This is a genomic window from Xylophilus sp. Leaf220 (genome assembly GCF_001421705.1).
Taxonomy (GTDB): Bacteria; Pseudomonadota; Gammaproteobacteria; order Burkholderiales; family Burkholderiaceae_C; genus Xylophilus.
Genome location: NZ_LMKO01000001.1, coordinates 634,133 through 659,198 on the forward strand (window position 1 = coordinate 634,133; position 25,066 = coordinate 659,198).

25 protein-coding genes are annotated in these 25,066 nt (G+C 69.9%); 14 read left to right on the forward strand and 11 right to left on the reverse strand.

Features of this window, described 5'->3' with window-relative positions:
* Nucleotide 1: 1 nt before the first annotated feature.
* A complete protein-coding gene (locus ASE76_RS21355; protein WP_082447982.1) occupies nt 2-2,527 on the reverse strand; it encodes a DUF3772 domain-containing protein in 2,526 nt (841 codons plus the stop codon).
* 153 nt (nt 2,528-2,680) lie between these two features.
* Here ASE76_RS21355 and ASE76_RS02860 point away from each other — a divergent pair, with 153 nt between their 5' ends.
* The 3 genes from ASE76_RS02860 (at nt 2,681) to ASE76_RS02870 (ending at nt 5,335) form a co-directional block, all read left to right on the forward strand.
* Entirely contained in the window at nt 2,681-3,811 is a 1,131-nt protein-coding gene (locus tag ASE76_RS02860; RefSeq protein WP_082447865.1) for an AI-2E family transporter, read from the forward strand.
* A gap of 10 nt (nt 3,812-3,821) precedes the next feature.
* Complete coding sequence (locus ASE76_RS02865; protein WP_055834335.1) at nt 3,822-4,241, forward strand: DUF2784 domain-containing protein; 420 nt, start codon at nt 3,822-3,824, stop codon at nt 4,239-4,241.
* Nucleotides 4,242-4,414: 173 nt separating this feature from the next.
* Nucleotides 4,415-5,335, forward strand: coding sequence for a hypothetical protein (locus ASE76_RS02870; RefSeq protein WP_055834338.1), 921 nt, complete (start codon nt 4,415-4,417; stop codon nt 5,333-5,335).
* Between the two features lie 42 nt (nt 5,336-5,377).
* On the opposite strand, the gene ASE76_RS02875 is transcribed toward ASE76_RS02870, so the two are convergent.
* The 5 genes from ASE76_RS02875 to ASE76_RS02895 form a co-directional block, all read right to left on the reverse strand.
* The gene (locus tag ASE76_RS02875) at nt 5,378-5,872 is read right to left on the reverse strand and encodes a DUF421 domain-containing protein (RefSeq protein ID WP_055834341.1); all 495 of its coding nucleotides are present in this window, start codon (nt 5,870-5,872) and stop codon (nt 5,378-5,380) included.
* Nucleotides 5,872-6,435: a hypothetical protein gene (locus tag ASE76_RS02880; RefSeq protein ID WP_055834344.1), complete on the reverse strand. Its 564-nt coding sequence runs from the start codon at nt 6,433-6,435 to the stop codon at nt 5,872-5,874. Before ASE76_RS02880 ends, ASE76_RS02875 begins: the two co-directional genes overlap by 1 nt.
* Nucleotides 6,436-6,660: 225 nt before the next feature.
* A complete protein-coding gene (locus ASE76_RS02885) occupies nt 6,661-8,175 on the reverse strand; it encodes a tripartite tricarboxylate transporter permease (protein ID WP_055834348.1) in 1,515 nt (504 codons plus the stop codon).
* A 25-nt stretch (nt 8,176-8,200) separates the two neighbouring features.
* Nucleotides 8,201-8,758: a tripartite tricarboxylate transporter TctB family protein gene (locus ASE76_RS02890; RefSeq protein WP_055834350.1), complete on the reverse strand. Its 558-nt coding sequence runs from the start codon at nt 8,756-8,758 to the stop codon at nt 8,201-8,203.
* A gap of 206 nt (nt 8,759-8,964) precedes the next feature.
* Complete coding sequence (locus tag ASE76_RS02895) at nt 8,965-9,930, reverse strand: tripartite tricarboxylate transporter substrate binding protein (RefSeq protein ID WP_055834353.1); 966 nt, start codon at nt 9,928-9,930, stop codon at nt 8,965-8,967.
* A gap of 188 nt (nt 9,931-10,118) precedes the next feature.
* Here ASE76_RS02895 and ASE76_RS02900 point away from each other — a divergent pair, with 188 nt between their 5' ends.
* The 7 genes from ASE76_RS02900 (at nt 10,119) to ASE76_RS02930 (ending at nt 16,544) form a co-directional block, all read left to right on the forward strand.
* Entirely contained in the window at nt 10,119-10,808 is a 690-nt protein-coding gene (locus ASE76_RS02900; RefSeq protein WP_055834356.1) for a response regulator, read from the forward strand.
* Nucleotides 10,805-12,289 carry a sensor histidine kinase gene (locus ASE76_RS02905; protein ID WP_055834359.1) on the forward strand — a complete coding sequence of 495 codons (1,485 nt, stop codon included), beginning with the start codon at nt 10,805-10,807 and terminating at the stop codon, nt 12,287-12,289. Before ASE76_RS02900 ends, ASE76_RS02905 begins: the two co-directional genes overlap by 4 nt.
* A 34-nt stretch (nt 12,290-12,323) precedes the next feature.
* On the forward strand, nt 12,324-12,746 hold the full coding sequence (locus ASE76_RS02910) for an RNA-binding S4 domain-containing protein (RefSeq protein WP_055834363.1): 423 nt from the start codon (nt 12,324-12,326) through the stop codon (nt 12,744-12,746).
* A gap of 58 nt (nt 12,747-12,804) precedes the next feature.
* Nucleotides 12,805-13,194: a response regulator gene (locus ASE76_RS02915; RefSeq protein WP_168389205.1), complete on the forward strand. Its 390-nt coding sequence runs from the start codon at nt 12,805-12,807 to the stop codon at nt 13,192-13,194.
* Between the two features lie 113 nt (nt 13,195-13,307).
* Nucleotides 13,308-13,928: a guanylate kinase gene (gene gmk, locus ASE76_RS02920; protein WP_055834369.1), complete on the forward strand. Its 621-nt coding sequence runs from the start codon at nt 13,308-13,310 to the stop codon at nt 13,926-13,928.
* Between the two features lie 14 nt (nt 13,929-13,942).
* Entirely contained in the window at nt 13,943-14,143 is a 201-nt protein-coding gene (gene rpoZ, locus ASE76_RS02925) for a DNA-directed RNA polymerase subunit omega (protein WP_055834372.1), read from the forward strand.
* A gap of 127 nt (nt 14,144-14,270) precedes the next feature.
* Nucleotides 14,271-16,544 (forward strand): bifunctional (p)ppGpp synthetase/guanosine-3',5'-bis(diphosphate) 3'-pyrophosphohydrolase, encoded by a 2,274-nt coding sequence (locus ASE76_RS02930; RefSeq protein ID WP_055834375.1) that lies wholly within the window; start codon nt 14,271-14,273, stop codon nt 16,542-16,544.
* Between the two features lie 12 nt (nt 16,545-16,556).
* On the opposite strand, the gene greB is transcribed toward ASE76_RS02930, so the two are convergent.
* Nucleotides 16,557-17,138 carry a transcription elongation factor GreB gene (gene greB / locus ASE76_RS02935; RefSeq protein WP_055834379.1) on the reverse strand — a complete coding sequence of 194 codons (582 nt, stop codon included), beginning with the start codon at nt 17,136-17,138 and terminating at the stop codon, nt 16,557-16,559.
* 108 nt (nt 17,139-17,246) lie between these two features.
* Nucleotides 17,247-19,190 (reverse strand): DEAD/DEAH box helicase, encoded by a 1,944-nt coding sequence (locus tag ASE76_RS02940; RefSeq protein ID WP_055834382.1) that lies wholly within the window; start codon nt 19,188-19,190, stop codon nt 17,247-17,249.
* Between ASE76_RS02940 and ASE76_RS20385 the strand changes: the two genes are divergently transcribed.
* Complete coding sequence (locus ASE76_RS20385; protein ID WP_156362498.1) at nt 19,189-19,458, forward strand: hypothetical protein; 270 nt, start codon at nt 19,189-19,191, stop codon at nt 19,456-19,458. The genes ASE76_RS02940 and ASE76_RS20385 overlap by 2 nt on opposite strands.
* Nucleotides 19,459-19,494: 36 nt before the next feature.
* On the opposite strand, the gene orn is transcribed toward ASE76_RS20385, so the two are convergent.
* Entirely contained in the window at nt 19,495-20,085 is a 591-nt protein-coding gene (gene orn / locus ASE76_RS02945; RefSeq protein WP_055834385.1) for an oligoribonuclease, read from the reverse strand.
* A 39-nt stretch (nt 20,086-20,124) separates the two neighbouring features.
* Here orn and ASE76_RS02950 point away from each other — a divergent pair, with 39 nt between their 5' ends.
* Genes ASE76_RS02950 through rsgA form a run of 3 tightly spaced genes read left to right on the forward strand, consistent with a single transcriptional unit; the run spans nt 20,125 to nt 22,707 of the window.
* Nucleotides 20,125-21,417, forward strand: coding sequence for a M48 family metallopeptidase (locus tag ASE76_RS02950; protein WP_082447867.1), 1,293 nt, complete (start codon nt 20,125-20,127; stop codon nt 21,415-21,417).
* Nucleotides 21,418-21,445: 28 nt separating this feature from the next.
* The gene (locus ASE76_RS02955) at nt 21,446-21,784 is read left to right on the forward strand and encodes a 4a-hydroxytetrahydrobiopterin dehydratase (protein ID WP_055834389.1); all 339 of its coding nucleotides are present in this window, start codon (nt 21,446-21,448) and stop codon (nt 21,782-21,784) included.
* Entirely contained in the window at nt 21,781-22,707 is a 927-nt protein-coding gene (gene rsgA / locus ASE76_RS02960; protein ID WP_055834392.1) for a ribosome small subunit-dependent GTPase A, read from the forward strand. Before ASE76_RS02955 ends, rsgA begins: the two co-directional genes overlap by 4 nt.
* Before the next feature lie 103 nt (nt 22,708-22,810).
* Here rsgA and ASE76_RS02965 read toward each other — a convergent pair whose 3' ends face one another.
* On the reverse strand, nt 22,811-23,896 hold the full coding sequence (locus ASE76_RS02965; protein ID WP_055834395.1) for a TraB/GumN family protein: 1,086 nt from the start codon (nt 23,894-23,896) through the stop codon (nt 22,811-22,813).
* Entirely contained in the window at nt 23,893-24,984 is a 1,092-nt protein-coding gene (gene hisC, locus ASE76_RS02970; RefSeq protein ID WP_055834398.1) for a histidinol-phosphate transaminase, read from the reverse strand. Before hisC ends, ASE76_RS02965 begins: the two co-directional genes overlap by 4 nt.
* Nucleotides 24,985-25,066 lie beyond the last annotated feature (82 nt).

Sequence of the window (25,066 nt, forward strand, 5' to 3'; positions counted from 1 at the left end):
GTCACACCGCGCCCGAGGGCGACGGCCCCACCGGCGCGACCGGCACCGGTGCGTCGGGCGCCAGCGGATCGTCGGCTGGCGGCGCGGCGCGCGCCGGGAACTGCCCGATCGCGCGCAGCCGCGCCAGCACGTCGAAGAGCAGCGCGCTCTTGACCGAGTACGCCTGCCGCGGCGACGACACCGCGCCGTTGGCGGCGAAGATCAGCCGCTCGGTCTCCACGCTTTCCAGAAACACCTTGGGCTCGGGCGTGTCCAGCACACCCTCGTTGGCGGCGAAGGCCGCCAGGATGATCTCGCGCACCTGCACCACGTCGGCGTCGAGCGCCATCGGCAGCTTGAACGACACCTGCCCCAGCGGGTTGGCGAGTGTCACGTTGCGCACGATCTTGGTGATGAATTCCGAGTTGGGCACGATGACGGTCGAGCGGTCGCCCATCTGGATCTCGGTGGCGCGGACGTTGATCCGGCGGATATCGCCCTCCACCCCGCTCAGCGAGACCCAGTCGCCCACCTTCACCGGTCGCTCGGCCAGCAGGATCAGGCCGGAGACGAAGTTGGACACCACCGCCTGCAGGCCGAAACCGATACCCACCGACAGCGCGCTCGCGACCCACGCGATCCGCTCCAGCCCCAGCCCGATGGCCGACAGCGCGAAGGCCAGCGCCGCGATGGTGCCCATGGTGCCAAGCAGGGTGACGGCCGAGTCGCGCATCGCCGCATCGAGCCCGGTGGTGGGCAGCAGCCGGTCGCGCAGCCAGCGCTGCGCCAGCCGAACCGCGATGGTGCCGAAGACGAAGACGGCGATCGCCTGCAGCACCGTGCTGGGCTGCAGCCGCACCGCGCCGATGGCCACGCCGTCGCGCAGGGACCCGGCGCGCTCCACCAGCTCCACCGGGCCCTGGCCGAAGGGCGCGGCGATCAGCACCACCGCGAACAGCAGCACCGCCAGCCGGCCCACCGCCGACAGCAGCACCGCCCACTGGGCGCGCATCCGCACGCCCGGTGTCTGGGCGGTCGCGTCGGCATCGCTGCGCGGGCCGCCGAGCCAGGCGACGAAGGCATCGTCGATCAGCGCATTGAGCAGGTACACCGTGGCCGACACGATCGAGATCCACACCAGCTGCTTGACGATGAAGCTGCCGACCGCGACGTAGCCCACCAGCAGGCAGAGGAAGCTGGCCGCCATCGCGACCCACACCAGCTTGGCGAGCACTGTCGTCCAGGGCGTGGTGGCGGGCGCGGCAGAGGCGCCCTCGTCCTGGGCCGCCGCGGCACGGGCGGCGGCCAGCTCGCGGCGGTGCTGCTTCTCGAACCGGTGCAGGCCCCAGGCCAGCACCAGGCCCATCACCAGCGCCGAAATGCACTCCTGCGCCACGGCCGTCGCCAGGCCGGTGTTGAGCAGCACCGTCAGCCGGTCGAGCCCCCAGCTGCCGACCAGCACGATCGCCAGCAGCAGCGGATAGCCGTGCATCACCGCCGCCTCGCTGTCGGCGATCGGCGGCAGCCGCCACGATGGCCGGCGGCGCGACAGCAGCGCGTCGCCCAGCCCTGCCACGAAGGCGCCGAAGCAGATCATGCCGACGCCCGCCAGGAGGAAGCGCTCCAGCGGATCGGACAGCGCGGCGTAGCTGGTGAAACCGAGCCGCAGCAGGTGCACCACGACCGCGGGCGCCGCCACGTTGAGCACGGTGAGCGCCAGCGCCAGCAGCGAGCGGCGCAGCCGGCCGGCCGGCACGTGTTGCGAGGTGAAGCGCAGCAGCAGCCGCACCGCCCAGTAGCGCAGCGCGATCGCGCCGGCCGCGCCCAGCAGCAGCGCCAGCCACACGCCCGGCGGGGTGGCGCTGGCGGCGGTCTTCAGTTCGGCAGCGGCCTGCCGCAGACGGGCCAGGTCGCGCGGGAGGCTGGCGCGCAGCTCGCGCCAGAACGGCGCACCAAGAATCGAGGCGGTGCGCTCGCCGATCTGCGCGGTGAACTGCGCCCGCCGCCGCTCGGCGATCTGGTCGGCCGTCTGCGTGCCTTCGACCGACAGCAGCCGTGCCAGCTTGACCTGCGCGTCGATCTGCTTGCGGTCTTTCTCCAACGTGGCGCGCTGCTCGGCCACGTCGGGCGCCTCGGCGGCCTTGCCCTCGGGCGCGGCCCCCAGCTCGGCCAGGCGGGCCTGCACCTTGGCCAGCGCCGGCTCCAGGTCGGTGGCCGTCTGCTCGGCCTGCGCCTGGGCCTGCAGCACCGCGCCGCGCATGGTCAGCAGGGTGGTGTCGGGTACCTCGCCCTCCAGCTGCTTCTGCACGCCCTGCAGCGTCTTGCGGGCGGCGTCCAGCACCTCGTCGGTGGTGGGCGGCGGCGCATCGGGCGGTGCGGCATGGGCGCCCGCGCTGCCCAGCACCAGCAGCACGGTGCAGCACAAGGCCGACAGCCACGCCTGCCAGGGTACGGCTCGGCGTACCGGGCGCGGGCGCACCGTCCTGGTGGCATGCAGTGGCGGGGTGGCGGACGGGCCCGGCAGGGCGAAGCGGGAGGATTCGGTCATCCAGGGCAGCGCGGCGCGCGCGGAGAAGGCAGGGGCCGCGATTGTCACGTGCAGGGCGGGCCGCACGTCACAGTTCGTTACGGGCGGGGCCTCTGCGAAAGCCACCGGGTAGCATCCGGGCTTTCCCGACCGGTCGCCCCGACCCTCCGCGCCATGAAGTCCTCCCAACTCGAACAAAAAACCTTCCTATGGCTGCTGGTGGCCGTTACGGTCGCTTTCTTCTGCATCCTGTTCCCGTTCTACGGCGCGGTCTTCTGGGCGGCCATCCTGGCGCTGCTCTTCGCGCCGATGCGCCGATGGATCCTCAGGCGCATGCCCAAGCGCCGCAACCTCGCGACCTTCGCCACGCTCGGCATCTGCCTGGTGATCGTGATCCTGCCGGTGGCGCTGATCATGGTGTCGCTGGTGCAGGAGGTGACCCTGGTGGTGCAGCGGGTGCAGTCGGGCGAATTGAACTTCGGCACGTATTTCCGCGACATCATGGGCTCGATGCCGCACTGGGTGACCGAACTGCTCAACCGCTTCGGCATCGGCGACATGAACGCGGTGCAGGCCAAGATCACCACCGCGCTGACGCAGGGCGCGCAGGTCATCACCTCGCGGGCCTTCAACATCGGACAGAACACGTTCGAGTTCCTGGTGAGCTTCTTCATCATGCTCTACCTGCTGTACTTCCTGCTGCGCGACGGCGCCCAGCTCTCGGCCCGCATCAAGGACGCCATCCCGCTCAACATGGAGCACAAGCAGCAGCTGCTGGGCAAGTTCACCACGGTGATCAAGGCCACGGTGAAGGGCAACATCATCGTGGCGATGACGCAGGGCCTGCTCGGCGGCATCGCCCTGTGGTTCCTCGGCATCCACGGCGCGGTGCTGTGGGGCACGCTGATGGCCTTCCTGTCGCTGCTGCCGGCCATCGGCGCCGGTCTGGTCTGGGGCCCGATCGCGATCTATTTCCTGGCCATCGGCGCGACGGGCAAGGGCATCGGCCTGATCTTCTGGGGCGTGGTGGTGATCGGCCTGGTCGACAACATCCTGCGGCCCTTGCTGGTCGGCAAGGACACCAAGATGCCCGACTACGTGGTGCTGATCTCGACCCTGGGCGGCATGGCGCTGTTCGGCCTCAACGGCTTCGTGATCGGCCCGGTGATCGCCGCGATGTTCATGGCGGTGTGGGGGCTGTTCGCTTCGTCCCGCCATGCGGCCGCGCAAGAACCGGCCGGCCCGGTGCCGCTGCCCGCACCGGTGGCGGCCGACAGCCGCCAAGGCCTGCCGCCGGCGCTTTGACCGAGGCCGGATGAACCCCCGCCTGGCCGCCGACGCGGTGCTGGTGCTGCACGGCGCGTTCATCGCCTTCGCCGTGCTGGGCGGCCTGCTGGCGCTGTGGAAGCGCGGCTGGATGCTGCTGCACCTGCCGGCGCTGGCCTGGGCCGCCTTCGTGATGATGAGCGGGCGCATCTGCCCGCTCACCCCGCTGGAGATCCGGCTCCGGCGCGCGGCCGGCGAGGAAGGCTACAGCGGCGGCTTCATCGACCACTACCTGGCCGCTGCGATCTACCCCGAGGGCCTGACGCGCACGGTGCAGATCGGCCTGGGCGTGGCGGTGGTGGTGTTCAACCTGGGCGTCTACCTCCTGGTGCTGAGGCGCCGGAGCCGACATGCTGCCGCTTCGCACGCTGCGGGGCCGACGTTGCACGAACCGCAGGCTGGAGGTTGATCTCCAAGGCCGGATTGGCGAGCGGTGTGGCACGGCAGCACCGCGACTGCCGCTGCGGTCCTACAGCGGTGCTTACAACTGGTACGGACGCACGCGAACGCCGCCCCTAGCATGGGCTGCACTCCCCGGGGCCGCCGCACGGCCCTCGCCCGCCACCTTGCCGCGTACCTGCCATGAAGCCTTCCGACACCTGCCGCACCGGCCGCCCTGCCCTCTTCTCGCTGCGTGCCGCGGCATTGGCCTGCCTGGCCGCCTGCGCGGTCTCGGCCGTGCCGGCCGCCCATGCCGCCGGGGATGCGACTTCTCTCCAGGCGCGCCATGCCGAGGTGGCCTCGGCGCTCCGGCAGAACGCCTTCGGCCGGCCCCTGCGGCTCGAGTCGACCGAATCCTCGGGCCAGCTGCAGGGCACGATCGACGCGTCGATGGACCATGCCTTCGGCACCGTCGGCACCGCGCTGCAGTCGCCGGAAGGCTGGTGCGAGATCCTGATGCTGCACCTCAACACCAAGAGCTGCACCGTGCAGAAGGGCGCGGCCGGCACGGTGCTGGCGGTGCACGTCGGCCGCAAGCACGACCAGCCGTTGCAACAGGCGCAGCGGGTCGATTTCGTCTTCGAGAACGTCTCCGCCACCGCCGACTACCTGCAGCTGCGGCTGCGCGCCGACAGCGGCCCGCTCTCCACCCGCGACTACCGCATCGTGCTGCAGGCGGTGCCGATCGCCGGCAACAAGACCTTCGTGCGGATGGACTACTCCTATGCCTACGGCACCGCGGCACGCCTCGCGATGCAGGGCTACCTGGCGACGGTGGGCAGCGACAAGATCGGCTTCACCCCGGTGGCGGGCAAGCCCGACGAGCGGATCGGCGGCGTGCGCGGCGTGGTCGAGCGCAACACCATGCGCTACTACCTGGCGATCGACGCGTACCTGGATTCGCTCTCGGCCCCGGCGGCGCAGCAGCGCGACGTGCGCGCCGCGGCCTGGTTCGACGCGACCGAGCAGTACCCGCAGCAGCTGCACGAGGTGGACCGGGCCGACTACCTGGCGATGAAGCGCAGCGAGTTCGCGCGGATGCAGAACCCGTCGGCGCGCTGATTCCTGGGCGCACCGGCGGGCCGGCCCACGCCGGGCCCGGCCTCAGGTGGCGGGATCGTCGCTATCCTGCTGTGCGCTGGGCGTATCGCGGCCGCCCTTCTCGCGCTGGATGAAGCTGATCTTGCCGTTGGTCTCCAGCACCGCCCAGGCCACGTCCTGCATCGTGCCGATGCCGGCGAGCCGCATTTCGGCTTCGATCTCCGAGCGGGTCAGGCGGCTGCGGCGGGTGTTGTGCTGCAGCAGCCGGCCGTGCTGGACGATGACGCGGGGTTCACCGTCCAGCAGCCGTTCGGCGCGGGGCCAGAGGTAGGACGCCCAACTGAGCACGACGCCCCAGAAAGCGAAGGTAGCGATCGCCAGCGTGGCGCCGGTCAGGCTGAAATCGCTCTGCGTGACGCCCTGCTGGATCAGGTCGCCCATCACCACCAGCACCACGAACTCGAAGGGCGTCAGCTGGCCGAGCGTGCGCTTGCCCAGGAGCCGCAGCAGCAGATAGACCACGGCGAACATGGCCGAGGCGCGCAGCACGATGTCCATCAGGGCAGCACCCGGATCTGCACCGGCACGGCGGCCAGCGGGCGCTCGCCGTCGAAGACACCGATGTCGGCCGACCGAAGGCCGGTGGCGTCGGGGTTGATCTGCAGGTCGAACTTGGTCTCGAAACGGTCGCCGGCCTTCAACTTGTCGAAAGTGAAGGCGTAATCACCGTCCTGGAAGGCCTCTTCGGCGGCGGCCGGCACGGCGGAATTGACGGTGAAATCACGCCACAACGCTGCGGGAACCCGCAGCACCAGCTTCGCGACGTCGCGCTGGGCCGTCACCTGCAGCGTGGTTTCGAAGAACTGGCCGTTGCGGATCACCTGCGGCGTCTGCACCGTGAGCTCGACGCCGTTGCCGGCGGCCTTCAGCAGCGCATCGCGACCGCCGAGCAGTCCCGAAAGACCCAGTGCCATCACCGTGCCCAGCACCACCAGCGACAGCAGGCTGGCGCCATGTCCGAAGCGCGACGGCGGGGGATCGATCTGGGCGGGCGTGATGCCGTCGGGACGGTCGCCCACCGCGGGCGGCGGGGCGATGGGGAGGGTGGCGTCGACAGGCATGGGGCGCCATCGTAGCGGGGCATCCGGCCCGCCGGCCCGGATGGCACACGCTGTGACATCTGACCGGAGCGGTGCCGGGCGTGCGCCGCCGACAAGGCTGGGATCGGGCGGCGACCGCCGCGATGCCGGGTGATGCCCCGCACACCCGCAACGGATCGCAAGCTATCAAAAGAATAGCTAGAAGCCGGCGTCCTGCGCCGGCCCTGGCTACTATTCAATCGAAAATCAGCCCGCCAGCACCTGCCGGGCGCGCCGGTTGCTCCAGGCCCGCATCAGGCGCGGCAAGACCAGCACGCCGATCACCACCGCCAACAGGAAGATCGACATCGGCCGCTGTACGAACACGATGGCGCTACCCTCGCCGATCGACATCGCGTTGCGCAGCTGCGCCTCGGCCAGCGGTCCCAGGATCATGCCGACGACGACCGGTGCCGTCGGGAAATCGAAGCGCCGCATCACCACGCCCAGCACGCCGATGGCGTAGAGCAGGAACAGGTCGAACGCGCTCTGGCGCATGCCGTAGGCGCCCACCGTCGCGAAGATCAGGATGCCGGCGTAGAGCTGCGGCTTCGGGATCTTCAGCAGCTTGACCCACAGACCGACCATTGGAAGATTCAGCACCAGCAGCATCACGTTGCCGATGTAGAGCGAGGCGATCAGCGCCCAGACCAGGGTGGCCGAGGTGGTGAACAGCTGCGGGCCGGGCTGAATGCCGTAGTTCTGGAACGCACCGAGCAGGATCGCGGTGGTGTTGGAGGTGGGAATGCCCAGGGTCAGCAGCGGGATGAGCGCCGCGGTGACGGTGGCGTTGTTGGCCGCCTCGGGGCCGGCCACGCCTTCGATCGCGCCCTTGCCGCCGAACTCGGCCTTGTCTTCGCCCTTGGCCAGCTTCTTCTCCATCGCGTAGCTGAGGAAGGTCGGGATCTCGGTGCCGCCCGCCGGGATGCAGCCGAAGGGCGTGCCGATGGCGGTGCCGCGCAGCCATGCGGGGATCGAGCGCTTCCAGTCTCGCCCGGTCATGTGCACCTTGCTCATCTTGTTCTGGCCCTCGACCACCCGGCCTTCGTAGAGCGCGGCGTACAGCACCTCGGCCACCGCGAAGAGGCCCACGGCCACCAGCACGATCTCGATGCCGTCGAGCATCTCGGGAATGCCGCCGGTGTAGCGCGCCTGGCCGGAGATCTGGTCCATGCCGACGCAGCCGGCGGCCAGGCCCACGAAGAGCGCCGTCAGCCCGCGCAGCGTGCTCTTGCCCAGCACCGCGCTCACCGTGGTGAAGGCCAGCAGCATGAGCAGGAAGTATTCGGGCGGGCCGAGCTTGACCGCGAACTCGGCGACGAAGGGGGCGAAGAGCGTCACCACCACCGTCGCGATGGTGCCCGCGACGAAGGAGCCGATGGCGGCCGTCGCCAGCGCAGCGCCGGCGCGGCCGCTCTTGGCCATCTTGTTGCCCTCCATCGCCGTCACCATGCTGGCCGTCTCGCCGGGGGTGTTGAGCAGGATCGAGGTGGTCGAGCCGCCGTACATCGCGCCGTAGTAGATGCCGGCGAAGAAGATCATCGAGGCGGTGACCTCGACCTTGGCGGTGATCGGCAGCAGCATCGCCACCGCCACCGCCGGGCCGATGCCCGGCAGCACGCCCACGGCGGTGCCGAGCGCGCAGCCCACCAGGGCCCAGAGCAGGTTGACGGGCGTGATCGCGGTGGCGAAGCCCTGCATGAGTGCGTTGAGGATGTCCATGTCGTGCGTGCCCCGAATGACGGTGTCAGAACCAGCCGGTGGCCGTCAGGCCCGGCAGGTTGATGGCCAGGAACTGGGTGAAGGCCCAGAACACCGGTGCCGAAATCGCGAAGCCGGTGAGCGCGTCGGCCACCCAGGTCTTCGGCTGCGCGGCCGCCGGCTGTCCCGCCGCGCGGCGCAGGCCCTGCACCGCCAGCAGGTAGCAGAGCGTGCAGCTCAGGATGAAGCCGATGTGGGTGATCAGCCCCGCGTTCAGCAGCAGCCCCGCCGACACCCAGACGAAGGCCGACCAGTGCGCCTGCTCCGCCCCGGAAGGCGCGTCCATCGCCCGGAAGCCGCCGCTGCGCGCTTCCCACACGATGAAGCCGCCGCACAGCGTCAACGCGATCGCCACCACCCACGGCAGGAAGTTGGGCCCCACGCCCCCGTACCCCGCGTCCGACGAGATGCCCGTCGCCCCGAACCCGAGCCCGAGCCCGGTCAGCAACACCCCCACCCCCACCAGCGTCTGCGGCCAGGGCGAAGCCGGCGGCCCCGCCTCGGGCGGCGACACGGCGTCTGCAAGCGTTTCGGTGGTGGTCATGGAGCGGGCCTCGTAGGGACGGAAAAAAGGCACGCCTTCTGGCATGCCGGTGGGGTGTCGTGCAGCGCTGGAAAAGAGCAGCGGCGTAGAAGGTGGGAGGAACCGTAGCGAGCGGCCCTAGCGTGCGCCGAGGACCGGAGACGTACTCTCGTACGTCGAGGACCGCAGGCGCGCGATCGGGCCGCGCAGTAGGTTCATCCCGCCTTCTATGAGACCATGCCGGCTTTGGTCATGGTGTCCTTGAGGCTGGCGAATTCCTCGTCGACGAACTTCCCGAACGCATCGCCCGACAGCACCGCCGGCGTCCAGTCGTTCTTCTTCAGCGAGTCGGCCCAGGACGGCGTCTTCAGCGCGGCCAGCACATGGTCGGTCAGTGCCTTGCGCTGGTCGGCGGTGATGCCGGGCGCGCCGTACACGCCGCGCCAGTTGCCGATCTCGACCGCGATGCCCTGCTCTTTGAGCGTCGGCACGTCCAGGCCCGGCAGCCGCTCGGCCGAGGTGACCGCGATGGCGCGCATCTTGCCCGCGGTGATGTACTCCGAGAACTCGCTGTAGCCGCTGCCGCCCACCGTGACGTTGCCGCCCAGGATGGCGGCGGTGGCCTCGCCGCCGCCGCGGAAGGCCACGTAGTTGATCTTGGAGGGGTCGACACCCACCGCGCGGGCGATCATCGCAGCGGCGATGTGCTCGGTGGAGCCGCGCGAACCGCCGCCCCACTTGACGCTGCCCGGGTCCTTCTTCAGCTGGGCGACCACGTCGGCCATCGTCTTGAAGGGCGAGTTGGTGGGCAGCACGAACACGTTGTACTCGCTGGTGATGCGGGCGATCGGCGTGGCCTGGGTCAGGGACACCGGCGGCTTGCCGGTGATGATGCCGCCGAGCATCACCGCGCCCATCACCATCAGCGCGTTCGGGTCGCCCTTGCTGCCGTTGACGAACTGGGCCAGGCCGATCGCCCCGGCGGCGCCGCCCTTGTTGTCGTAGGTGACGGTGTCGGCCGCCTTGGCCTCCTGCAGCGCCTTGCCGAGGGCGCGGCCGGTGGTGTCCCAGCCGCCGCCGGGGTTGGCGGGCACCAGCAGCTTGAAGTTGTTGCCGGCGGCGTGCGCGCCGAGCGGCAGGCTGCCGGCCGCGGCCAGGGCCGCCAGGGATTTGAGAAACGTATCGCGGCGCATGGAGTCTCCTGTTGTGACGGGCACCGCGCATCGGTGGAAGGACGCGGACACCCGGGGTGGCGGCAATGATGCGCCGGCTGGCTGTCATTCGGCTGTCCGCGGCACTAGGGAAAGCCCGCAGCCCGGGGCCCCGGATCGGGCATTCCCCTGCCCTCGCCGGCGGCAGTGCGGTGCTATGGTCTGCGCCCATGAAACTGCTGATCGTCGAGGACGACCCCGCCCTGCGCGCCACGCTGGAGCGTGCGCTGGTGCGCCGCGGCGTCCAGGTGGCGACCGCCGCCGACGGCCGCGCCGCCCTCGACCAGTGGTCCGCCGCCCCGCCCGACGTGGTCGTGCTCGACCTCGGCCTGCCCGGCATGGACGGCCTGGAGGTCCTGGCCGCCGCACGCCGCCGCGGCTGGACCACGCCGGTACTGCTGCTGACCGCGCGCGGCACCGTCGGCGACCGGGTGGTGGGCCTGAACGCCGGCGCCGACGACTACCTGCCCAAGCCCTACGACCTCGACGAGCTGGAAGCCCGGCTGCGCGCCCTGGCCCGCCGCAGGGGCCCTGCGGCCGGCGGCGACACCTCGGCCGACGCGGGCGTGGCCACCGTCGGCGCGCTGCGGCACGACAAGGTCGGCGGCGCCATCTATTTCCGCGACGAGCCGATGGAGCTGACCCCGCGCGAGCTGGCCCTGCTGCAGGCGCTGATGGCCCAGCCCGGCCATGCGGTGGCCAAGGAACGGCTCTTCGAGCTGGTGTTCCCCGGCGCGACTGAGGTGCAGTACGAGGCGATCGAGGTGGTCGTCTACCGGCTGCGCAAGAAGCTCGCCCCGACCGGGGTGACGCTGATGACGCTGCGCGGCCTGGGCTACCTGCTGAAAGTGGCGGCGTGAGCGGCCCGGCGGCGGCGGCCGGCGCCGCGGCGGCGTCGAAGCCGGCCCGCCCCAGTTCGCTGCGGCGGCGCCTGCTGCTCGGCATCCTGCTGCCGGTGGTCGTGCTGATCGGGTTCAACACCGCGGGGCTCTATCGTCGCGCCCAGGACGCCGCCGACACCGCCTACGACCGCACGCTGCTGGCCTCGGCCAAGTCGATCAGCGAGCAACTGGACGTGCGCGGCTACGACGAGGCGGCCGAACTGCGCGCCACCGTGCCCTATTCGGCGCTGGAAGCTTTCGAGGCCGACAACGAGAGCCGGCTGTTCTACCGGGTCTCCGACCTGCGCGGCCGCGTGGTGTCTGGATTTCCCGAGCTGCCCTTCTGGCGCGGCACCATCCCCGACCGGCCGCCCTACGCGGCCCTGGTCACCTTCTACGACGACCGCTTTCGCGGCCAGGACGTGCGGGTCGCCGTGCTGCTGCAGCCCGTCGCGAGCGCCGAAGGCCGCACGATGGCCGTGATCCAGGTCGCGGAGACACTCGAGCTGCGGCACGCGTTGGCGCGTACCGTGCTGCAGGACACGCTGCAGGGCCAGGCCGGGCTGGTGGCGGTGATCGTGCTGGTGGTGCTGCTGGCGGTGCAGCACGCGACCCGGCCGGTGCGGCGGCTGAGCGCGGCGCTCGAGGCCCGGCCGGAGGGCGAACTCACGCCGCTCGCCGCTCCCGACGCCCCGCGCGAACTGCTGCCGCTGGTGGACGCGACCAACGCGGTGATGGAGCGGCTGCGCCATCTGCTGGAGCACCAGCGCCGCTTCATGCGGGACGCCGCCCACCAGCTGCGCACGCCGCTGGCGGTTCTGAAGGTGCAGACCCAGTCGGCGCTGCGGGGCGACCTGCCCGCCTTGCAGGCGCTGCGGGAGATCGAGCACACCGTCGACCGGGCGACCGCGCTGGCCAACCAGATGCTGTCTCTGGCCAAGGTGGAACAGTGGCGCGGCGACAGTGCTGCGCCCAGGACCGATCTGTCGGCCGTGGTGCGCGAAGTGGCCCTCGACCTGTCGCCGCTGGTCGCCGACAAGGAGCTCGATTTCTCGGTGATGGCGCCTCCGATGCCGGTGCGGGCGGAGGACTGGATGCTGCGGGAACTGGTGCGCAACCTGCTGCACAACGCGATCCGGCACACCCCGGCCGGCGGTGCGCTGGCGGTCACGGTGGCGCACGACGGCACGGTGGCCGTGCTCACCATCGCCGACAGCGGCCCGGGGCTGGCGCCGGCACTGCGCGGCCGGCTGTTCCAGCCGTTCGCCAGCGTGGGCGACCATGGCGGCTCGGGCCTGGGACTGGCCATCTGCCAGGAGATCGTCCGGGTGCTGCAGGGCAGCATCGCATTGGAGGACCGCGCGCACCTCTCCCGGGATGCTTCGGCGGCATTGCCCCGCGCGGCCGGGCTGGACGCGACGGTGCGGCTGCCGCTGGCACCGCCCGTAGGCATCGAATGACACCGGGCGGTGGCCGCGGCGTCACAATCGCGCCATGGTTGTTCTCGACACGATGCGGCTCGACAAGTGGCTCTGGTGCGCACGCTTCTACAAAACACGGGGCCTGGCGGCCGAGGAGGTCGCCAAGGGCCGGGTGCTGGTGAACGGCAACGCCGCCAAGCCGGCCAAGGACCTGCGGCCCGGCGACAATGTGGTGATGCGGCACGGGCCGCTGCTGCGGACGGTCACGGTGCGCGGCCTGAGCGGCATGCGCGGGCCGGCACCGGTGGCCCAGGCGCTGTACGAGGAAACGCCCGACAGCATCCTGGCCCGCGAAAGAGCGGTGGAGCAGCGGCGCCTGGCGCCCGAGCCAGCCGATACCCTGGTCCACGGCCGCCCCACCAAGCGCGATCGCCGCAGCATCGAGCAGGCCGGCCATGGATGGAACGAACGTTGGAGCGCCTCGGTCGACGACTGACGGCAGCACGGCCCTTGCAGCAACCGCCTACGGCACATTCACAGGAATTCCAAGACGGATGGCATTGCAACTTTATTTGATCGAAGACGACGAGGCCATGCGCACCACGCTGGCCGAGCTGCTGGGCGGACACCTCGACATCGAGGTGGTCGGCTATGGCGACAACGAGCTCAGCGTGACCCACTGGCTCTCCAGCCACGACAGCGGCTGGGACCTGGCGATCGTCGACCTGCAGCTGCGCACCGGCAGCGGCATCGGCGCCCTGCAGTGGTGTGCCACGCGCATGCCGCACCAGAAGGTGGTGGTGCTCAGCAGCATGGTGAGCGACGATGCGCGCTCGCGGTGCCTGGCGCTGGGAGCAGACGGCGTGTTCGACAAGGCCACCGAGATGGATGCCTTCGTCGCGTTCTGCCGCGACCTCAAGGCCGGCAGCGCGGCCGCGCGCTGAACCGGAGCCGCCCGGGCGGCGTCCGCCGTGCGAGTCGGCGGGCGGAGCGGTTGCGCTTCCCGTGCAGAATACGGCCCGCGCCGTGCCGGCGTATCTCTTCTGCTTCGACTCCCATGGACTATCCCGGAAACCTCTTCGTCGTCGCCGCGCCCAGCGGTGCCGGCAAATCGAGTCTCGTCAAAGCCCTGATGGAGCTGGACTCCCAGGTGCAGCTGTCGGTGTCGCACACCACCCGCCCGCCCCGCGGCCAGGAAAAGCACGGCCGCGAATATTTCTTCACCTCGCTGCAGGAGTTCGACGCGATGGTGGCCGGCAACGCCTTCGTCGAATGGGCCCATGTGCACGGCCAGCGCTACGGCACCTCCAAGAAGGCGATCGAGGAGCGGGTCGCCCAGGGCGCCGACGTAATCCTGGAGATCGACTTCCAGGGCGCGGTACAGATCAAGCAGACCTTCGCCAACGCGATCCTGATCTTCATCCTGCCGCCGAGCTGGGAAGAACTGCGCTCGCGGCTGGAGCGGCGCGGCGAGGACACGCCCGAGGTCATCGAACTGCGGCTGAAGAACGCCGCGGCCGAGATGGCGGAGGCCCGGAAATTCGACTTCGTTATAATCAACGAGTTATTCGAGCGTGCGCTCTTCGACCTGAAAGCAGTGGTCCATGCGCAGCGCCTCAAATTCGCGGCCCAGCGCCGCGCCCGAGCCGACACATTCCAGTCGCTCAACATCACCTGATTCCGGAGATTTCCATGGCCCGTATTACCGTCGAAGACTGCCTGGTGCAGATCCCGAACCGCTTCCAGCTGGTGCTGGCGGCCACCTACCGGGCACGCATGCTGAGCCAGGGCCATACGCCGAAGATCGAAAGTAAGAACAAGCCGGGCGTCACCGCGCTGCGCGAGATCGCCGAAGGCAAGATCGGCATCGAGATGCTGAAGAAGGTTCCCTGATCGCGCCAGATTCCCTGCGCACCGAAAGCACCGCTGCGGCGGTGCTTTTTTTTGCCCGCATGCCTGCCGCATGCAGCCAGTGCACCGGGTTACGTCAGGGCTTTCCCCCTAGCGCTACATTAAAGACATGACCGCGGCGCTGCAACCGTCCCCCACCCTGCCTCCTGCGTCGCCCAACGCGGGCAGCCCCGCCTCGCAAGCTGCGGCGGCCAACGCAGCGGCCGCCAGCTTCGCCACCCTCACCGCCAGCCTGGACTACCTGGGCCCGGCCGGCATCGAGCAGGTGCGCCAGGCCTACCGCTTCGCCGACGAGGCGCACCTCGGCCAGCTGCGCAACAGCGGCGAGCCCTACATCACCCACCCGATCGCGGTCGCCGCCCAGTGCGCCGTCTGGAAGCTCGATGCCCAGGCGCTGATGGCCGCGCTGCTGCACGACGCGATCGAGGACTGCGGCGTCACCAAGCCGGATCTGATCGACCGCTTCGGCGCGCCGGTGGCCGAGCTGGTCGACGGGCTGACCAAGCTCGAGAAGCTGCAGTTCAACACCCGCGAGGAGAACCAGGCCGAGTCCTTCCGCAAGATGCTGCTGGCGATGGCGCGCGACGTGCGGGTGATTCTGATCAAGCTGGCCGACCGGACCCACAACATGCGGACCATGGGCGACATGCCGCGGGCCAAGTGGGGCCGCATCGCCTCGGAAACGCTGGAGATCTATTCGCCAATCGCGCACCGCCTCGGCCTGAACCAGACGTACCGGGAGCTGCAGGACCTGTCGTTCCGCTACCTGCATCCGTGGCGCCATGCCATCCTGTCGAAGGCCGTCACCAAGGCACGCAACCGACGGCGCGACCTGTTGCGCAAGGTGCAGGCCGACGTGGACGCCACCTTCACCACCGCCGGCATGCGCACCCGCATCGCCGGGCGCGAAAAGACGCTCTACTCCATCTACCGCAAGATGGACGACAAGCAGCTCAGCTTCGCCCAGGTCACCGACATCTACGGCTTCCGCCTGATCGTGCCCGGCGTGACCGACTGCTACACCGCGCTCGGCCTGCTGCACCAGATGTACAAGCCGGTGCCGGGCAAGTTCAAGGACCACATCGCGATTGCCAAGCTGAACGGCTACCAGTCGCTGCACACCACCGTCGTGGGGCCGTCCGGCATCAACATCGAGTTCCAGATGCGGACCGAAGAGATGCACATCGTGGCCGAGGCCGGCGTCGCCGCGCACTGGCTCTACAAGGCCGACGATTCCACCGACAGCTCGGAGCGGCACGGCACCAAGTGGCTGCAGTCGCTGCTCGACATCCAGCAGGAGACCCGCGACGCGGCCGAGTTCTGGGACCACGTCAAGGTCGACCTGTTTCCCGACGCGGTCTACGTCTTCACCCCCAAGAGCCAGATCATGGCCCTGCCGCGCGGCGCGACGGTGGTCGATTTCGCCTACGCGATCCACACCAACGTCGGCGACCGCACCGTGGCCGCCAAGATCAACGGCGAGCAGGTGCCGCTGCGCACCGAGCTGAAGAACGGCGACGTGATCGAGGTCACCACCGCCGCGGTCTCCACGCCAAACCCGGCTTGGCTCGGCTTCGTACGTACCGGCCGGGCACGCTCGAAGATCCGGCACTACCTCAAGACGCTGGAAGAGACCGAGTCCCAGTCGCTCGGCGAGAAGCTGCTCACCCACGCATTGCGTTCCGAGGGCATGGAGCGGCTGCCCAGCGTGTCGCCGGAACACCAGGCGATCTGGGACCGGCTGCTGCGTTTCACCGGCAACCGCGACCGGGAGGAGTTGCTGACCGATATCGGCCTGGGCAAGCGGATCGCCAGCATCGTCGCCAAGCGGCTGACCATCCTGATGACCGAGGACGGTGGCCGGCCCGACGCGATGCTGCTCACCCGCGAGCGCTACAGCTCCCACGAGAGCCTGTCGCAGGGCGGCGTGACGCTCGACGGCAGCGAGAACGCATCGGTCACCTACGCCAAGTGCTGCCGCCCGGTGCCGGGCGACGCCATCGTCGGCTACCTGGGCCGCGGCGAGGGCTTGACGGTGCACGTGGCCGACTGCGCGGTCGCCACCCGGCTGCTGCACAAGGACAGCGAGCGTTTCATCGCCGTGTCCTGGGCCGACGATCCGGTCCGCGCCTTCGAGACCGGCATCGTGGTGACGGTGACCAACCGCAAGAGCGTGCTGGCCCGGGTATCGGCCGAACTGGCGCGGGCCGAGGTCGACATCACCCATGTCGACATGGGCGAAGAGGCCGCGCTCGACACCACCGACCTGCGCTTCGTGATCGAGGTGCGCGACAGCGCCCACCTCGAGACCGCGATCCGCAACCTGACCCGCACGCCGTCGGTGCTGCGGATCCGGCGCATCCGGCCTTCCACCGCCGCCTGAACTCGTACGGCGCTAGGCGCTGCCCGTGCTCGGCGAGGGCGGCGGGTACACCACCGAGACGATCTCGATGTCCCGCGGGCCCGACGGGGTGAACAACTGCACCACGTCGCCCTGGCGCGACTTGAGCAGGGCCTGCGCCACCGGCGACACCCAGCTCACCTGGCGCTGTGCCGTGTCCGCCTCGTCGACGCCCATGATCGTGACCGTGCGCGCGTCGCCCGCCTCGTCCTCGTAGGTGACGGTCGCGCCGAAGAACACCTGGTCGTTGCCGTGGTGCACCGCGGGGTCGGTGATCTCGGCGATCTCCAGGCGCTTGGTGAGGAAGCGGATCCGGCGGTCGATCTCGCGCAGCCGCTTCTTGCCGTAGAGGTAGTCGCCGTTCTCCGATCGGTCGCCGTTGCTGGCCGCCCAGTGCACCACGTCGACCACCTTGGGCCGTTCGTTGTCGATCAGGTCGAGCAGTTCGTCGCGCAGACGGGCGTAGCCGGCGGGCGTGATGTAGTTCTTGCGGCCGGCCGGCAGCGCGGGCGCGCCGGCGGCATCGTCCTCGTCGTCGAAGTCGCCCTCGGGCTCCTTGGTGAAGGCCTTGTTCATCCGGTGTATCTCTGCTGAAACGACAACGGGCCGACTGTAGAACAGCGGCCCGTAGGAAGGAGTGCCGGCGACCCGGCAGCGGGTCCCGCCGCACGGCGGGACGCTGGCTCAGCGCGCGGGCTTGGCCGTACGGCGTGGACCGTCGTGCGGCACATAGGCCTTGCCGGCCGGAGCCGGACGGCCGCCGAAGCCGCCAGGGCCCGGACGGGCGCCGCCGCCGAAGGCCGGCTTGCGCGGACCGCCGTCGCGGGCACCGAAGGCGTCGCCCCGGGCACCTTCATGGCGTGGAGCGCCGAAGCCCTCGCCGCCACGCGGTGCGAAACGCGGGCCGGCGTTGTCGCCGAAGCCCGGCTTGCGGCCGAAACCGCCACCGCCGCGGTCGTCACGACCGAAGCCGCCGGCATTGCCGCCGTAGCCGCCGCCCGGCGCCGCGTCGCGGCCCGGGCCGGAACGGTCGCGGTCGCCGCCGAAGCCGCCACCACCGCCGAAGCCGCGGTTGCCACCGCCGGCGAACCGGCCTGCACCGCCGCCACGCGGGCCGGCGTCACGGCCGCCACGGCCGCCGAAGTCACTGCGCGGTCCGCGGGCATCGGGGGCGCGCTGCTGCGGCTCCAGGCCGACGATGACGTCGGGCTTGAACTGCTGGCGGCTGTAGCCTTCGATGTCGAAGATCTTGCGGCGGTCGCGCATCTCGGCGAAGGTCACGGCCAGGCCGTCGCGGCCCGCACGGCCGGTACGGCCGATGCGGTGGGTATAGTCCTCGGCCTTCATCGGCAGGCCGAAGTTGAAGACGTGGGTGATCGTGGGCACGTCGATGCCGCGGGCCGCGACGTCGGTCGCCACCAGGATCTGCACCTGGCCCTGGCGCAGGGCCATCAGGCGGCGGTTGCGCAGGCCTTGCGACAGGGCGCCGTGCAGCGCGACCGCGCTGAAGCCTTCCTGCTGCAGGTCGTTGGCCAGGCCGTCGCACTCGACTTGGGTGCTGGCGAAGACGATGGCCTGGTTGATCGTGGTGTCGCGCAGCCAGTGGTCGAGCATCTTGCGCTTGTGCTGGGCGTTGTCGGCCCAGTAGAGCTTCTGCTGGATGTTGGCATGCTTTTCCTGCGGGCTGTCGATCTGCAGCTTCTGCGGATCGCGCATCACCCGGTGGGCCAGCTGCTGGATGCGCGGCGCGAAGGTGGCGCTGAACATCATCGTCTGGTGGCGCTCGATGGTGAGCTGGTTGACTTCGGCCAGGTCGTCGGAGAAGCCCAGGTCGAGCATGCGGTCGGCTTCGTCGACGACCAGGAACTTAACCTGGTCGAGCTTGAGCTGCTGCGAGCGTTGCAGGTCCAGCAGGCGTCCGGGCGTGGCGACGACCAGGTTGGCGTTCTGCAGCTTGGCGATCTGCAGCTGGTACGGCATGCCGCCCACCACGTTGGCCACGCGGATGCCACGGCAATGCTGCACCAGGCCGATGGCGTCGTGCGCCACCTGCTGGGCCAGTTCGCGCGTCGGGCAGAGGATCAGAGCGCCGGGGGTGGCGGCCTTGAAGTTGCGGGCGTTGGTCGGGTCTTTGCGCTTGGCGCGCTTGGGTGCCGGTTCGCCCGCAGCCAGGGCGTCTGCCGTGGCCTTGTCGAACGCGGCGCGCTCTTCGGCTTCTTCCTCTTCCTGCATGCGGATCAGGGTGTGCAGGACGGGCAGCAGGAAGGCGGCGGTCTTGCCGCTGCCGGTCTGGCTGGAGACCATCAGGTCGATGTACTTGCGGTTGCCGGCTTCGCCCGAGCCCATGGCCAGGGGAATTGCCTTGTCCTGCACGCCGGTCGGCTGGGTGAAGCCGAGGTCGGCCACGGCCTGCACCAGCTGCGGTGCCAGGCCCAGGCGGACGAAGCCGTTCGGCTTCTCGGTGGTGTCGTCGCTCGCCGGCTTGACGACCGGCGGTGCGTCGTCGACCAAGGCCACCAGGGCGGCAGATTGTGCTGCGACAGCGGCGTGCTGGGCGGCTTGGGAATCGGAAATAGAAAGGTTTTCGGCAGGCGCGGAAGCGTCCTGCACGACGGTCGTGTCGGTCATGAATTTTTCTTTCACACGAATAGCAACCGCTGGCGCTGCCGGCGGGCGCTTCGTGATGGTGAGTAAAACATCCACCATCAAACGAAGCCTGCAGGGCCTGTTGGCCGAGCGGGGGACTCTTTTTGCTGAAGTTGCTTCAGCCGGTCCGGTGCATGAGGGGAGATGCGCAAAAGCGCCGGTGTCTAGAAAGACCTGTTCCGGCGCAGCCCGCAATTATGGCATGGATTGGGGTTTTCCCGCAACACTTTTGTGCGGGCGGCGCAAATGACCCGGGTCGCATCGATGGGGCGACGCGCCGCTCGACTCAAGCGTCGGGCGATCCGCGCAGGAAGTGGGTGCGGTAATGCGCCAGCTCGTCGATCGACTCGTGCACGTCGGCCATCGCCGTGTGCTTCTGGGCCTTCTTGAAGCTGGCGTACACGTCGGGCTGCCAGCGCTTGGCCAGCTCCTTCAAGGTGCTCACGTCCAGGTTGCGGTAGTGGAAGAAGGCCTCCAGCTTCGGCATGTAGCGCACCAGGAAGCGCCGGTCCTGGCTGATGCTGTTGCCGCACATCGGCGCGGTGCGCTTGCTGACATACGGTGCGAGAAAGGCCAGGATCTGCCGCTCGGCCTCTTCCTCGGTCACGGTCGAGGCCTTGACCTTGTCGATCAGGCCGCTCTTGCCGTGGGTGCCCTTGTTCCAGGCGTCCATCGCGTCGAGCTGCGCGTCCGACTGGTGGATCACGAACACCGGGCCTTCGATGCGCGGCTCCAGGTTGGGTCCGGTGACGACGACCGCGATCTCGATCAGGCGGTCGGTGTCGGGCTCGAGGCCGGTCATCTCGCAGTCCAGCCAGACGAGGTTCTGGTCGGATTTGGCGAGCGTGGGTACGGTGGGGGTGTTCGTGTCGGGCATGGGGCCGATTGTCACCGATGGCCTACACTGGCCGCCCCCATGCCCGCCGCCCCCGCCACCACCCTCCTCGGCCTGCCCGCGCCCCTGGCGCTGACCGCCTTTTTCGCCCTGGCCCTGGTGCTGAGCGTGGTCGCCAAATTGTGGCTGGCGTCGCGGCAGATGCGCCACGTGGCCCGCCATGCCGACGCGGTGCCGGCCGCCTTCGCCGGCAAGGTGTCGCCCGCTGCGCACCGCAAGGCCGCGGCCTACACCATCGCCCGCGGCCGGTTCGGCCTGCTGGAGCTGGCGGCCGCCACGGTGGTGCTGCTGGGCTGGACGCTGCTCGGCGGGCTCGACTGGCTCAACCGCCTGCTCTTCGAGGCGCTCGGCGGCGGCATGCTGCAGCAGCTGGTGCTGGTGGGCGCCTTCGTCGCGATCGGCAGCCTGATCGACCTGCCCTTCACCCTCTACCAGACCTTCGTGGTGGAGGAGCGCTTCGGCTTCAACAAGATGACCCTGGCGCTGTGGGCCGGCGACCTGCTGAAGTCGGTGGCGGTGGGCGTGGTGATCGGCCTGCCGATCCTGGCGCTGATGCTCTGGCTGATGGGCGCCGCAGGCCGCTATTGGTGGCTCTGGGCCTGGGCGGTGTGGATGGGCTTCAACCTGCTGCTCCTGGTGGTCTACCCCACCTTCATCGCGCCGCTCTTCAACAAGTTCCAGCCGCTGGCCGACGAGACGCTCAAGGCCCGCGTCACCGCGCTGATGCAACGCTGCGGCTTCTCGGCCAAGGGGCTGTACGTGATGGACGGCAGCCGTCGCAGCGCGCACGCCAACGCCTACTTCACCGGTTTCGGCGCGGCCAAGCGGGTGGTGTTCTACGACACGCTGCTGGCCAAGCTCTCGCCCGGCGAGGTGGACGCGGTGCTGGCGCACGAGCTGGGCCATTTCCGCCATGGCCACATCCCGAAGCGGATCGCGACGATGTTCGCGCTGAGCCTGGTCGGCTTCGCGCTGCTCGGCTGGCTCTCGACCCAGGGCTGGTTCTACCTGGGCCTGGGCGTGCGGCCCAACATGGCCGCGCCCAACGATGCGCTGGCACTGCTGCTGTACCTGCTGGTGCTGCCGGTCTTCGGCTTCTTCGCCGGGCCGCTGTCGGCGGGCCTGTCGCGCAGGCACGAGTTCGAGGCCGATGCCTACGCCGTCGCGCAGACCAGCGGCGCCGACCTGTCGCAGGCCCTGCTCAAGCTGTACGAGGACAATGCCTCGACCCTGACGCCCGACCCGGTCTACGCCCGCTTCTACTACTCCCATCCGCCGGCCGCCGAGCGCCTGGCGCGCATGGCCCCTGCCTGAGAAGGCCCCGATCGCAAGGACCGCCGCCATGGCCCAAGACCTGAAGCAAAAAGACTGGCAAGCCGTTGAGCGGCGCCGGCTGAATGCTACTGAAATCGTAGCAAAACTCGCCCAGCTCGACGGCTGGCGCCTGACCGGCGACGGCGACGACGTGGCGATCGAAAAAGAGTACCGCTTCGTCGACTACTACCAGACGCTGGCCTTCGTCAACGCGCTGGCGCTGGTCGCCCACCGGCAGGACCACCATCCGGAGCTATCGGTGCACTACGGCCGCTGCACCGTGCGCTGGAACACGCACGACGTCAAAGGGATTTCCGAGACCGACATCGCCTGCGCCACCGCGGCCGACGCACTGCTCGCCGCATGAGCAAACCCCAGGAAGGCCGGGTCGTCGGCAGCCACGGCCGGCATTGCGTGGTCGAGACGCCCGAGGGCGTGCGCTGGATCTGCCACCCGCGCGGCAAGAAGAGCCAGGCCGTCGTCGGCGACAAGGTGCTGTGGCAGGCACCGCCCGAGAACCAGGGCGACGAGGGCATCGTCGAGAAGGTGCTGGAGCGGCGCAACCTGTTCTACCGCCAGGACGAGATCCGCACCAAGTCCTTCGCCGCCAACCTCGACCAGATTTTGATCCTGGTGGCGGCCGAGCCCGAGTTCAGCGCCCACCAGCTCGCCCGGGCGCTGGTGGCGGCCGAGGCCGAGCACATCGTGCCGATCATCGCGCTCAACAAGAGCGACCTGGTGCAGCCCTTCGCCCAGGCCTGGGAGCGCCTTCAGCCGCACCGCAGCATGGGCTACCGGGTGCTGCCCCTGTCCCTGAAGGCCTCGGGCGAGCCCGACCTGGCCGAGCTGACCGCGCTGCTGCAGGGCAAGACGACCCTGGTGCTGGGCCCCTCGGGCGCCGGCAAGAGCACCCTGATCAACCTGATGGTGCCCGGCGCCCTCGCCTCCACCGGCGAGATCTCGCAGGCGCTCAATTCGGGCAAGCACACCACCACCACCACGACTTGGTACTGGGTGGACGCGGCCCGCACCACCGGGCTGATCGATTCGCCGGGCTTCCAGGAATTCGGCCTGCACCACATCCCGCCAGCGCGGCTGGCGGCCTGCATGCCCGACCTGGCCCGGTACATGCAGGAATGCAGGTTCTACAACTGCAGCCATCTGCACGAGCCGGGCTGCGCGGTGCGCGCCCATGTGGCGCCGGGGGGTGCCGAGGGCAGCATCGACCCGCACCGCTACAAGATCTACGGCGAGCTCCACGAAGAGCTCAGCCAGCCACCCCGCTACTGAAGAAAAATGTGAGAGGACCTACTGCGCAGCCCGATTGAGCGCCTCCGGTCCTCACCGTACAAGAGTACGGCTCCGGTCCTCGACGCACACTCGGGCTTGCTCGCTACGGTTCTTTCACATTTTTGGCGGGCGCCTTCTTTGCGGACGACTTGGCAAGCGACAGATACTCAATGGCGTAGCCGCGTGCCTGCAGCAATGCGGGCAGGCCTTGGGGGCCGATCATGTGCAGGGCGCCCACCGCCACCAGCCAGGGCTTGCCATCGGCCTGCAACCGGTCGATGCCGTCCGCCAGGACGGGGTTGCGGTCGGCCAGCAGGGCCTGCACCTGAGCGCGGTCGCGCGGCGTGTCCATGCAGCCGCACCAGCCGGCATAGTCGGCCAGGCGCGGCAGGTCGGAGGTGGACCAGATGCCCGCCAGGGTCTGCGCGATACCGGCCGAGCGCCCCTGCTCCAGGGCGGCCAGACCGTCTTCCAGGGCCTGGCCGTCGACATGGTCGGGTGGCCCCAGCAGCAACCGCATCTGCGCTTCGGGCGTTTCCAGCGACACCACCGGCACGCTCCGCGCCCGCGCCCAGCCCGACAGCACGTACTCCTGCGCGTACTCCGCATAGAGCTTCTGCGACCGCAGCGCGTACAGCTCGATGGTGGTGAGCACCATGGCCGGATGCAGCGCGGTCTGCACCGCCTCGGGCAGGCAGACCCGGGACGCCTGCGCCTGCATGCGCGACCGCAGGCCCGCCGGCCATTCGCCCGCATGGCCGGTCACCAGTGCGGCCATGCGCTGCTGAATCGACGGATCCAGCGGGTCCAGCTCCAGCGCCAGCACCTGGCTGGCCAGCAGGGCCTGCGTGAGCCGTGGTCCGGGCATGGCCCACGCCTGCCGGCCCACGTGCACCGTGCCGTAGAGGTAGCCTTCGCGCCCGTCCTTGCGCACGCGCCAGAGAAAGCCGCGGTCTTGCGCCCGGGCCTGCATCTGCGCCAGGGTGGCCGGACCGGGGACGGCAGGCGCAGACGGGCAGGCCGCGGCTGTCGCTGCCGCTGCCGCCGGCGCTGCCGCGGCGACGAACACCGCGCCGAGCAGGACCGCGGCGGCCGTGCGCCACCGGACGGCCCGGCGGTCGCCCTGCCACGCAGGCCGCAGATGCCGGGTCGTACCGCACAGCCGGACCGGCGCTGCGATGGCGCTCATGCCGAGCCCTCCGTGCGCACCGCATCGGCCAGCGCCCGGACCAACTGCTCGCACTGCGCCGGCGTGCCGATGCTGATCCGCAGGTACTGCGCGATCCGCGGCCCGGCGAAGTGCCGCACCAGCACGCCGCGCCCACGCAGCGCCGCCGCCAGCGCGGCCGCATCGTGCCGCGGGTGCCGCACGAAGACGAAGTTGGCCTGCGAAGGCAGCACGTCGAAGCCCATGTCTTCGAGCTGCAGCGCCAGGCCCTCGCGGGTGTCCATCACCGCGCGGCGGGTCTGGTCGAAGTGGGCCTCGTCCTCCATCGCGGCGAGCGCGCCGGCCTGGGCCAGGCGGTCGAGCGGGTAGGAGTTGAAGCTGTTCTTCACCCGTTCCAGCGCGTCGACGAGCGGGCGCTGGCCGCAGGCGAAGCCCACCCGCAGCCCGGCCAGGGAGCGCGACTTGGACAGCGTCTGCACCACCAGCAGGTTGGGGTAGCGGTCGATCAGGGGAATGGCGCTCTCGCCGCCGAAATCGACATAGGCCTCGTCCACCAGCACCACCCGGTCCGGGTGCACCTGCAGCAGCCGTTCGATGGCGGCAAGCGGCAGGCCGATGCCGGTCGGCGCGTTCGGGTTGGCCACCACGATGCCGGCGCACGGGCCGGCGGCCGCGAAGGCGTCCACGTCGAGCTGCATCCGGTCGTCGAGCGGCACCAGCCGGGGTTCGATGCCGTAGAGGCCGCAATAGACCTGGTAGAAGCTGTAGGTGACGTCGGCGAACAGCAGCGGCGCACCGTGCTGGAAGAACGCGAAGAAGGCATGCGCCAGCACCTCGTCCGAGCCGTTGCCGACGAAGGTCTCGCCCAGCGCCAGGCCGTGCCGGGCGGCGATCGCGCGGCGCAGCGCGGTCGCATCGGGGTCGGGGTACAGCTCCAGTCCCTGCGCCGCCGCCTCGCGGATCGCCTGAACCGCCCGCGGCGACGGCGGGTACGGGTTCTCGTTGGTGTTGAGCTTTACCAGCCGGTCGATCTTCGGCTGTTCACCGGGGACGTAGGGCACGAGCGTGACCACCACGGGGCTCCAGGCGGCCGGGGACGGAAGAGACACGTTTGCTCCTGAATTGATAGCTGAAGGCCGGCGCGGATCGCCGGCTGCAGGCATTTCTCGCTCTGGAACGCCTGCCGGGCCG

Coding starts and splice junctions, on each gene's coding strand:
- ASE76_RS21355 (WP_082447982.1), bottom strand. CDS start 2,527: ATGACCGAATCCTCCCGCTTCGCCCTGCCGGGCCCGTCCGCCACCCCG.
- ASE76_RS02860 (WP_082447865.1), top strand. CDS start 2,681: ATGAAGTCCTCCCAACTCGAACAAAAAACCTTCCTATGGCTGCTGGTG.
- ASE76_RS02865 (WP_055834335.1), top strand. CDS start 3,822: ATGAACCCCCGCCTGGCCGCCGACGCGGTGCTGGTGCTGCACGGCGCG.
- ASE76_RS02870 (WP_055834338.1), top strand. CDS start 4,415: ATGAAGCCTTCCGACACCTGCCGCACCGGCCGCCCTGCCCTCTTCTCG.
- ASE76_RS02875 (WP_055834341.1), bottom strand. CDS start 5,872: ATGGACATCGTGCTGCGCGCCTCGGCCATGTTCGCCGTGGTCTATCTG.
- ASE76_RS02880 (WP_055834344.1), bottom strand. CDS start 6,435: ATGCCTGTCGACGCCACCCTCCCCATCGCCCCGCCGCCCGCGGTGGGC.
- ASE76_RS02885 (WP_055834348.1), bottom strand. CDS start 8,175: ATGGACATCCTCAACGCACTCATGCAGGGCTTCGCCACCGCGATCACG.
- ASE76_RS02890 (WP_055834350.1), bottom strand. CDS start 8,758: ATGACCACCACCGAAACGCTTGCAGACGCCGTGTCGCCGCCCGAGGCG.
- ASE76_RS02895 (WP_055834353.1), bottom strand. CDS start 9,930: ATGCGCCGCGATACGTTTCTCAAATCCCTGGCGGCCCTGGCCGCGGCC.
- ASE76_RS02900 (WP_055834356.1), top strand. CDS start 10,119: ATGAAACTGCTGATCGTCGAGGACGACCCCGCCCTGCGCGCCACGCTG.
- ASE76_RS02910 (WP_055834363.1), top strand. CDS start 12,324: ATGGTTGTTCTCGACACGATGCGGCTCGACAAGTGGCTCTGGTGCGCA.
- ASE76_RS02915 (WP_168389205.1), top strand. CDS start 12,805: ATGGCATTGCAACTTTATTTGATCGAAGACGACGAGGCCATGCGCACC.
- gmk (WP_055834369.1), top strand. CDS start 13,308: ATGGACTATCCCGGAAACCTCTTCGTCGTCGCCGCGCCCAGCGGTGCC.
- rpoZ (WP_055834372.1), top strand. CDS start 13,943: ATGGCCCGTATTACCGTCGAAGACTGCCTGGTGCAGATCCCGAACCGC.
- ASE76_RS02930 (WP_055834375.1), top strand. CDS start 14,271: ATGACCGCGGCGCTGCAACCGTCCCCCACCCTGCCTCCTGCGTCGCCC.
- greB (WP_055834379.1), bottom strand. CDS start 17,138: ATGAACAAGGCCTTCACCAAGGAGCCCGAGGGCGACTTCGACGACGAG.
- ASE76_RS20385 (WP_156362498.1), top strand. CDS start 19,189: ATGAATTTTTCTTTCACACGAATAGCAACCGCTGGCGCTGCCGGCGGG.
- ASE76_RS02940 (WP_055834382.1), bottom strand. CDS start 19,190: ATGACCGACACGACCGTCGTGCAGGACGCTTCCGCGCCTGCCGAAAAC.
- orn (WP_055834385.1), bottom strand. CDS start 20,085: ATGCCCGACACGAACACCCCCACCGTACCCACGCTCGCCAAATCCGAC.
- ASE76_RS02950 (WP_082447867.1), top strand. CDS start 20,125: ATGCCCGCCGCCCCCGCCACCACCCTCCTCGGCCTGCCCGCGCCCCTG.
- ASE76_RS02955 (WP_055834389.1), top strand. CDS start 21,446: ATGGCCCAAGACCTGAAGCAAAAAGACTGGCAAGCCGTTGAGCGGCGC.
- rsgA (WP_055834392.1), top strand. CDS start 21,781: ATGAGCAAACCCCAGGAAGGCCGGGTCGTCGGCAGCCACGGCCGGCAT.
- ASE76_RS02965 (WP_055834395.1), bottom strand. CDS start 23,896: ATGAGCGCCATCGCAGCGCCGGTCCGGCTGTGCGGTACGACCCGGCAT.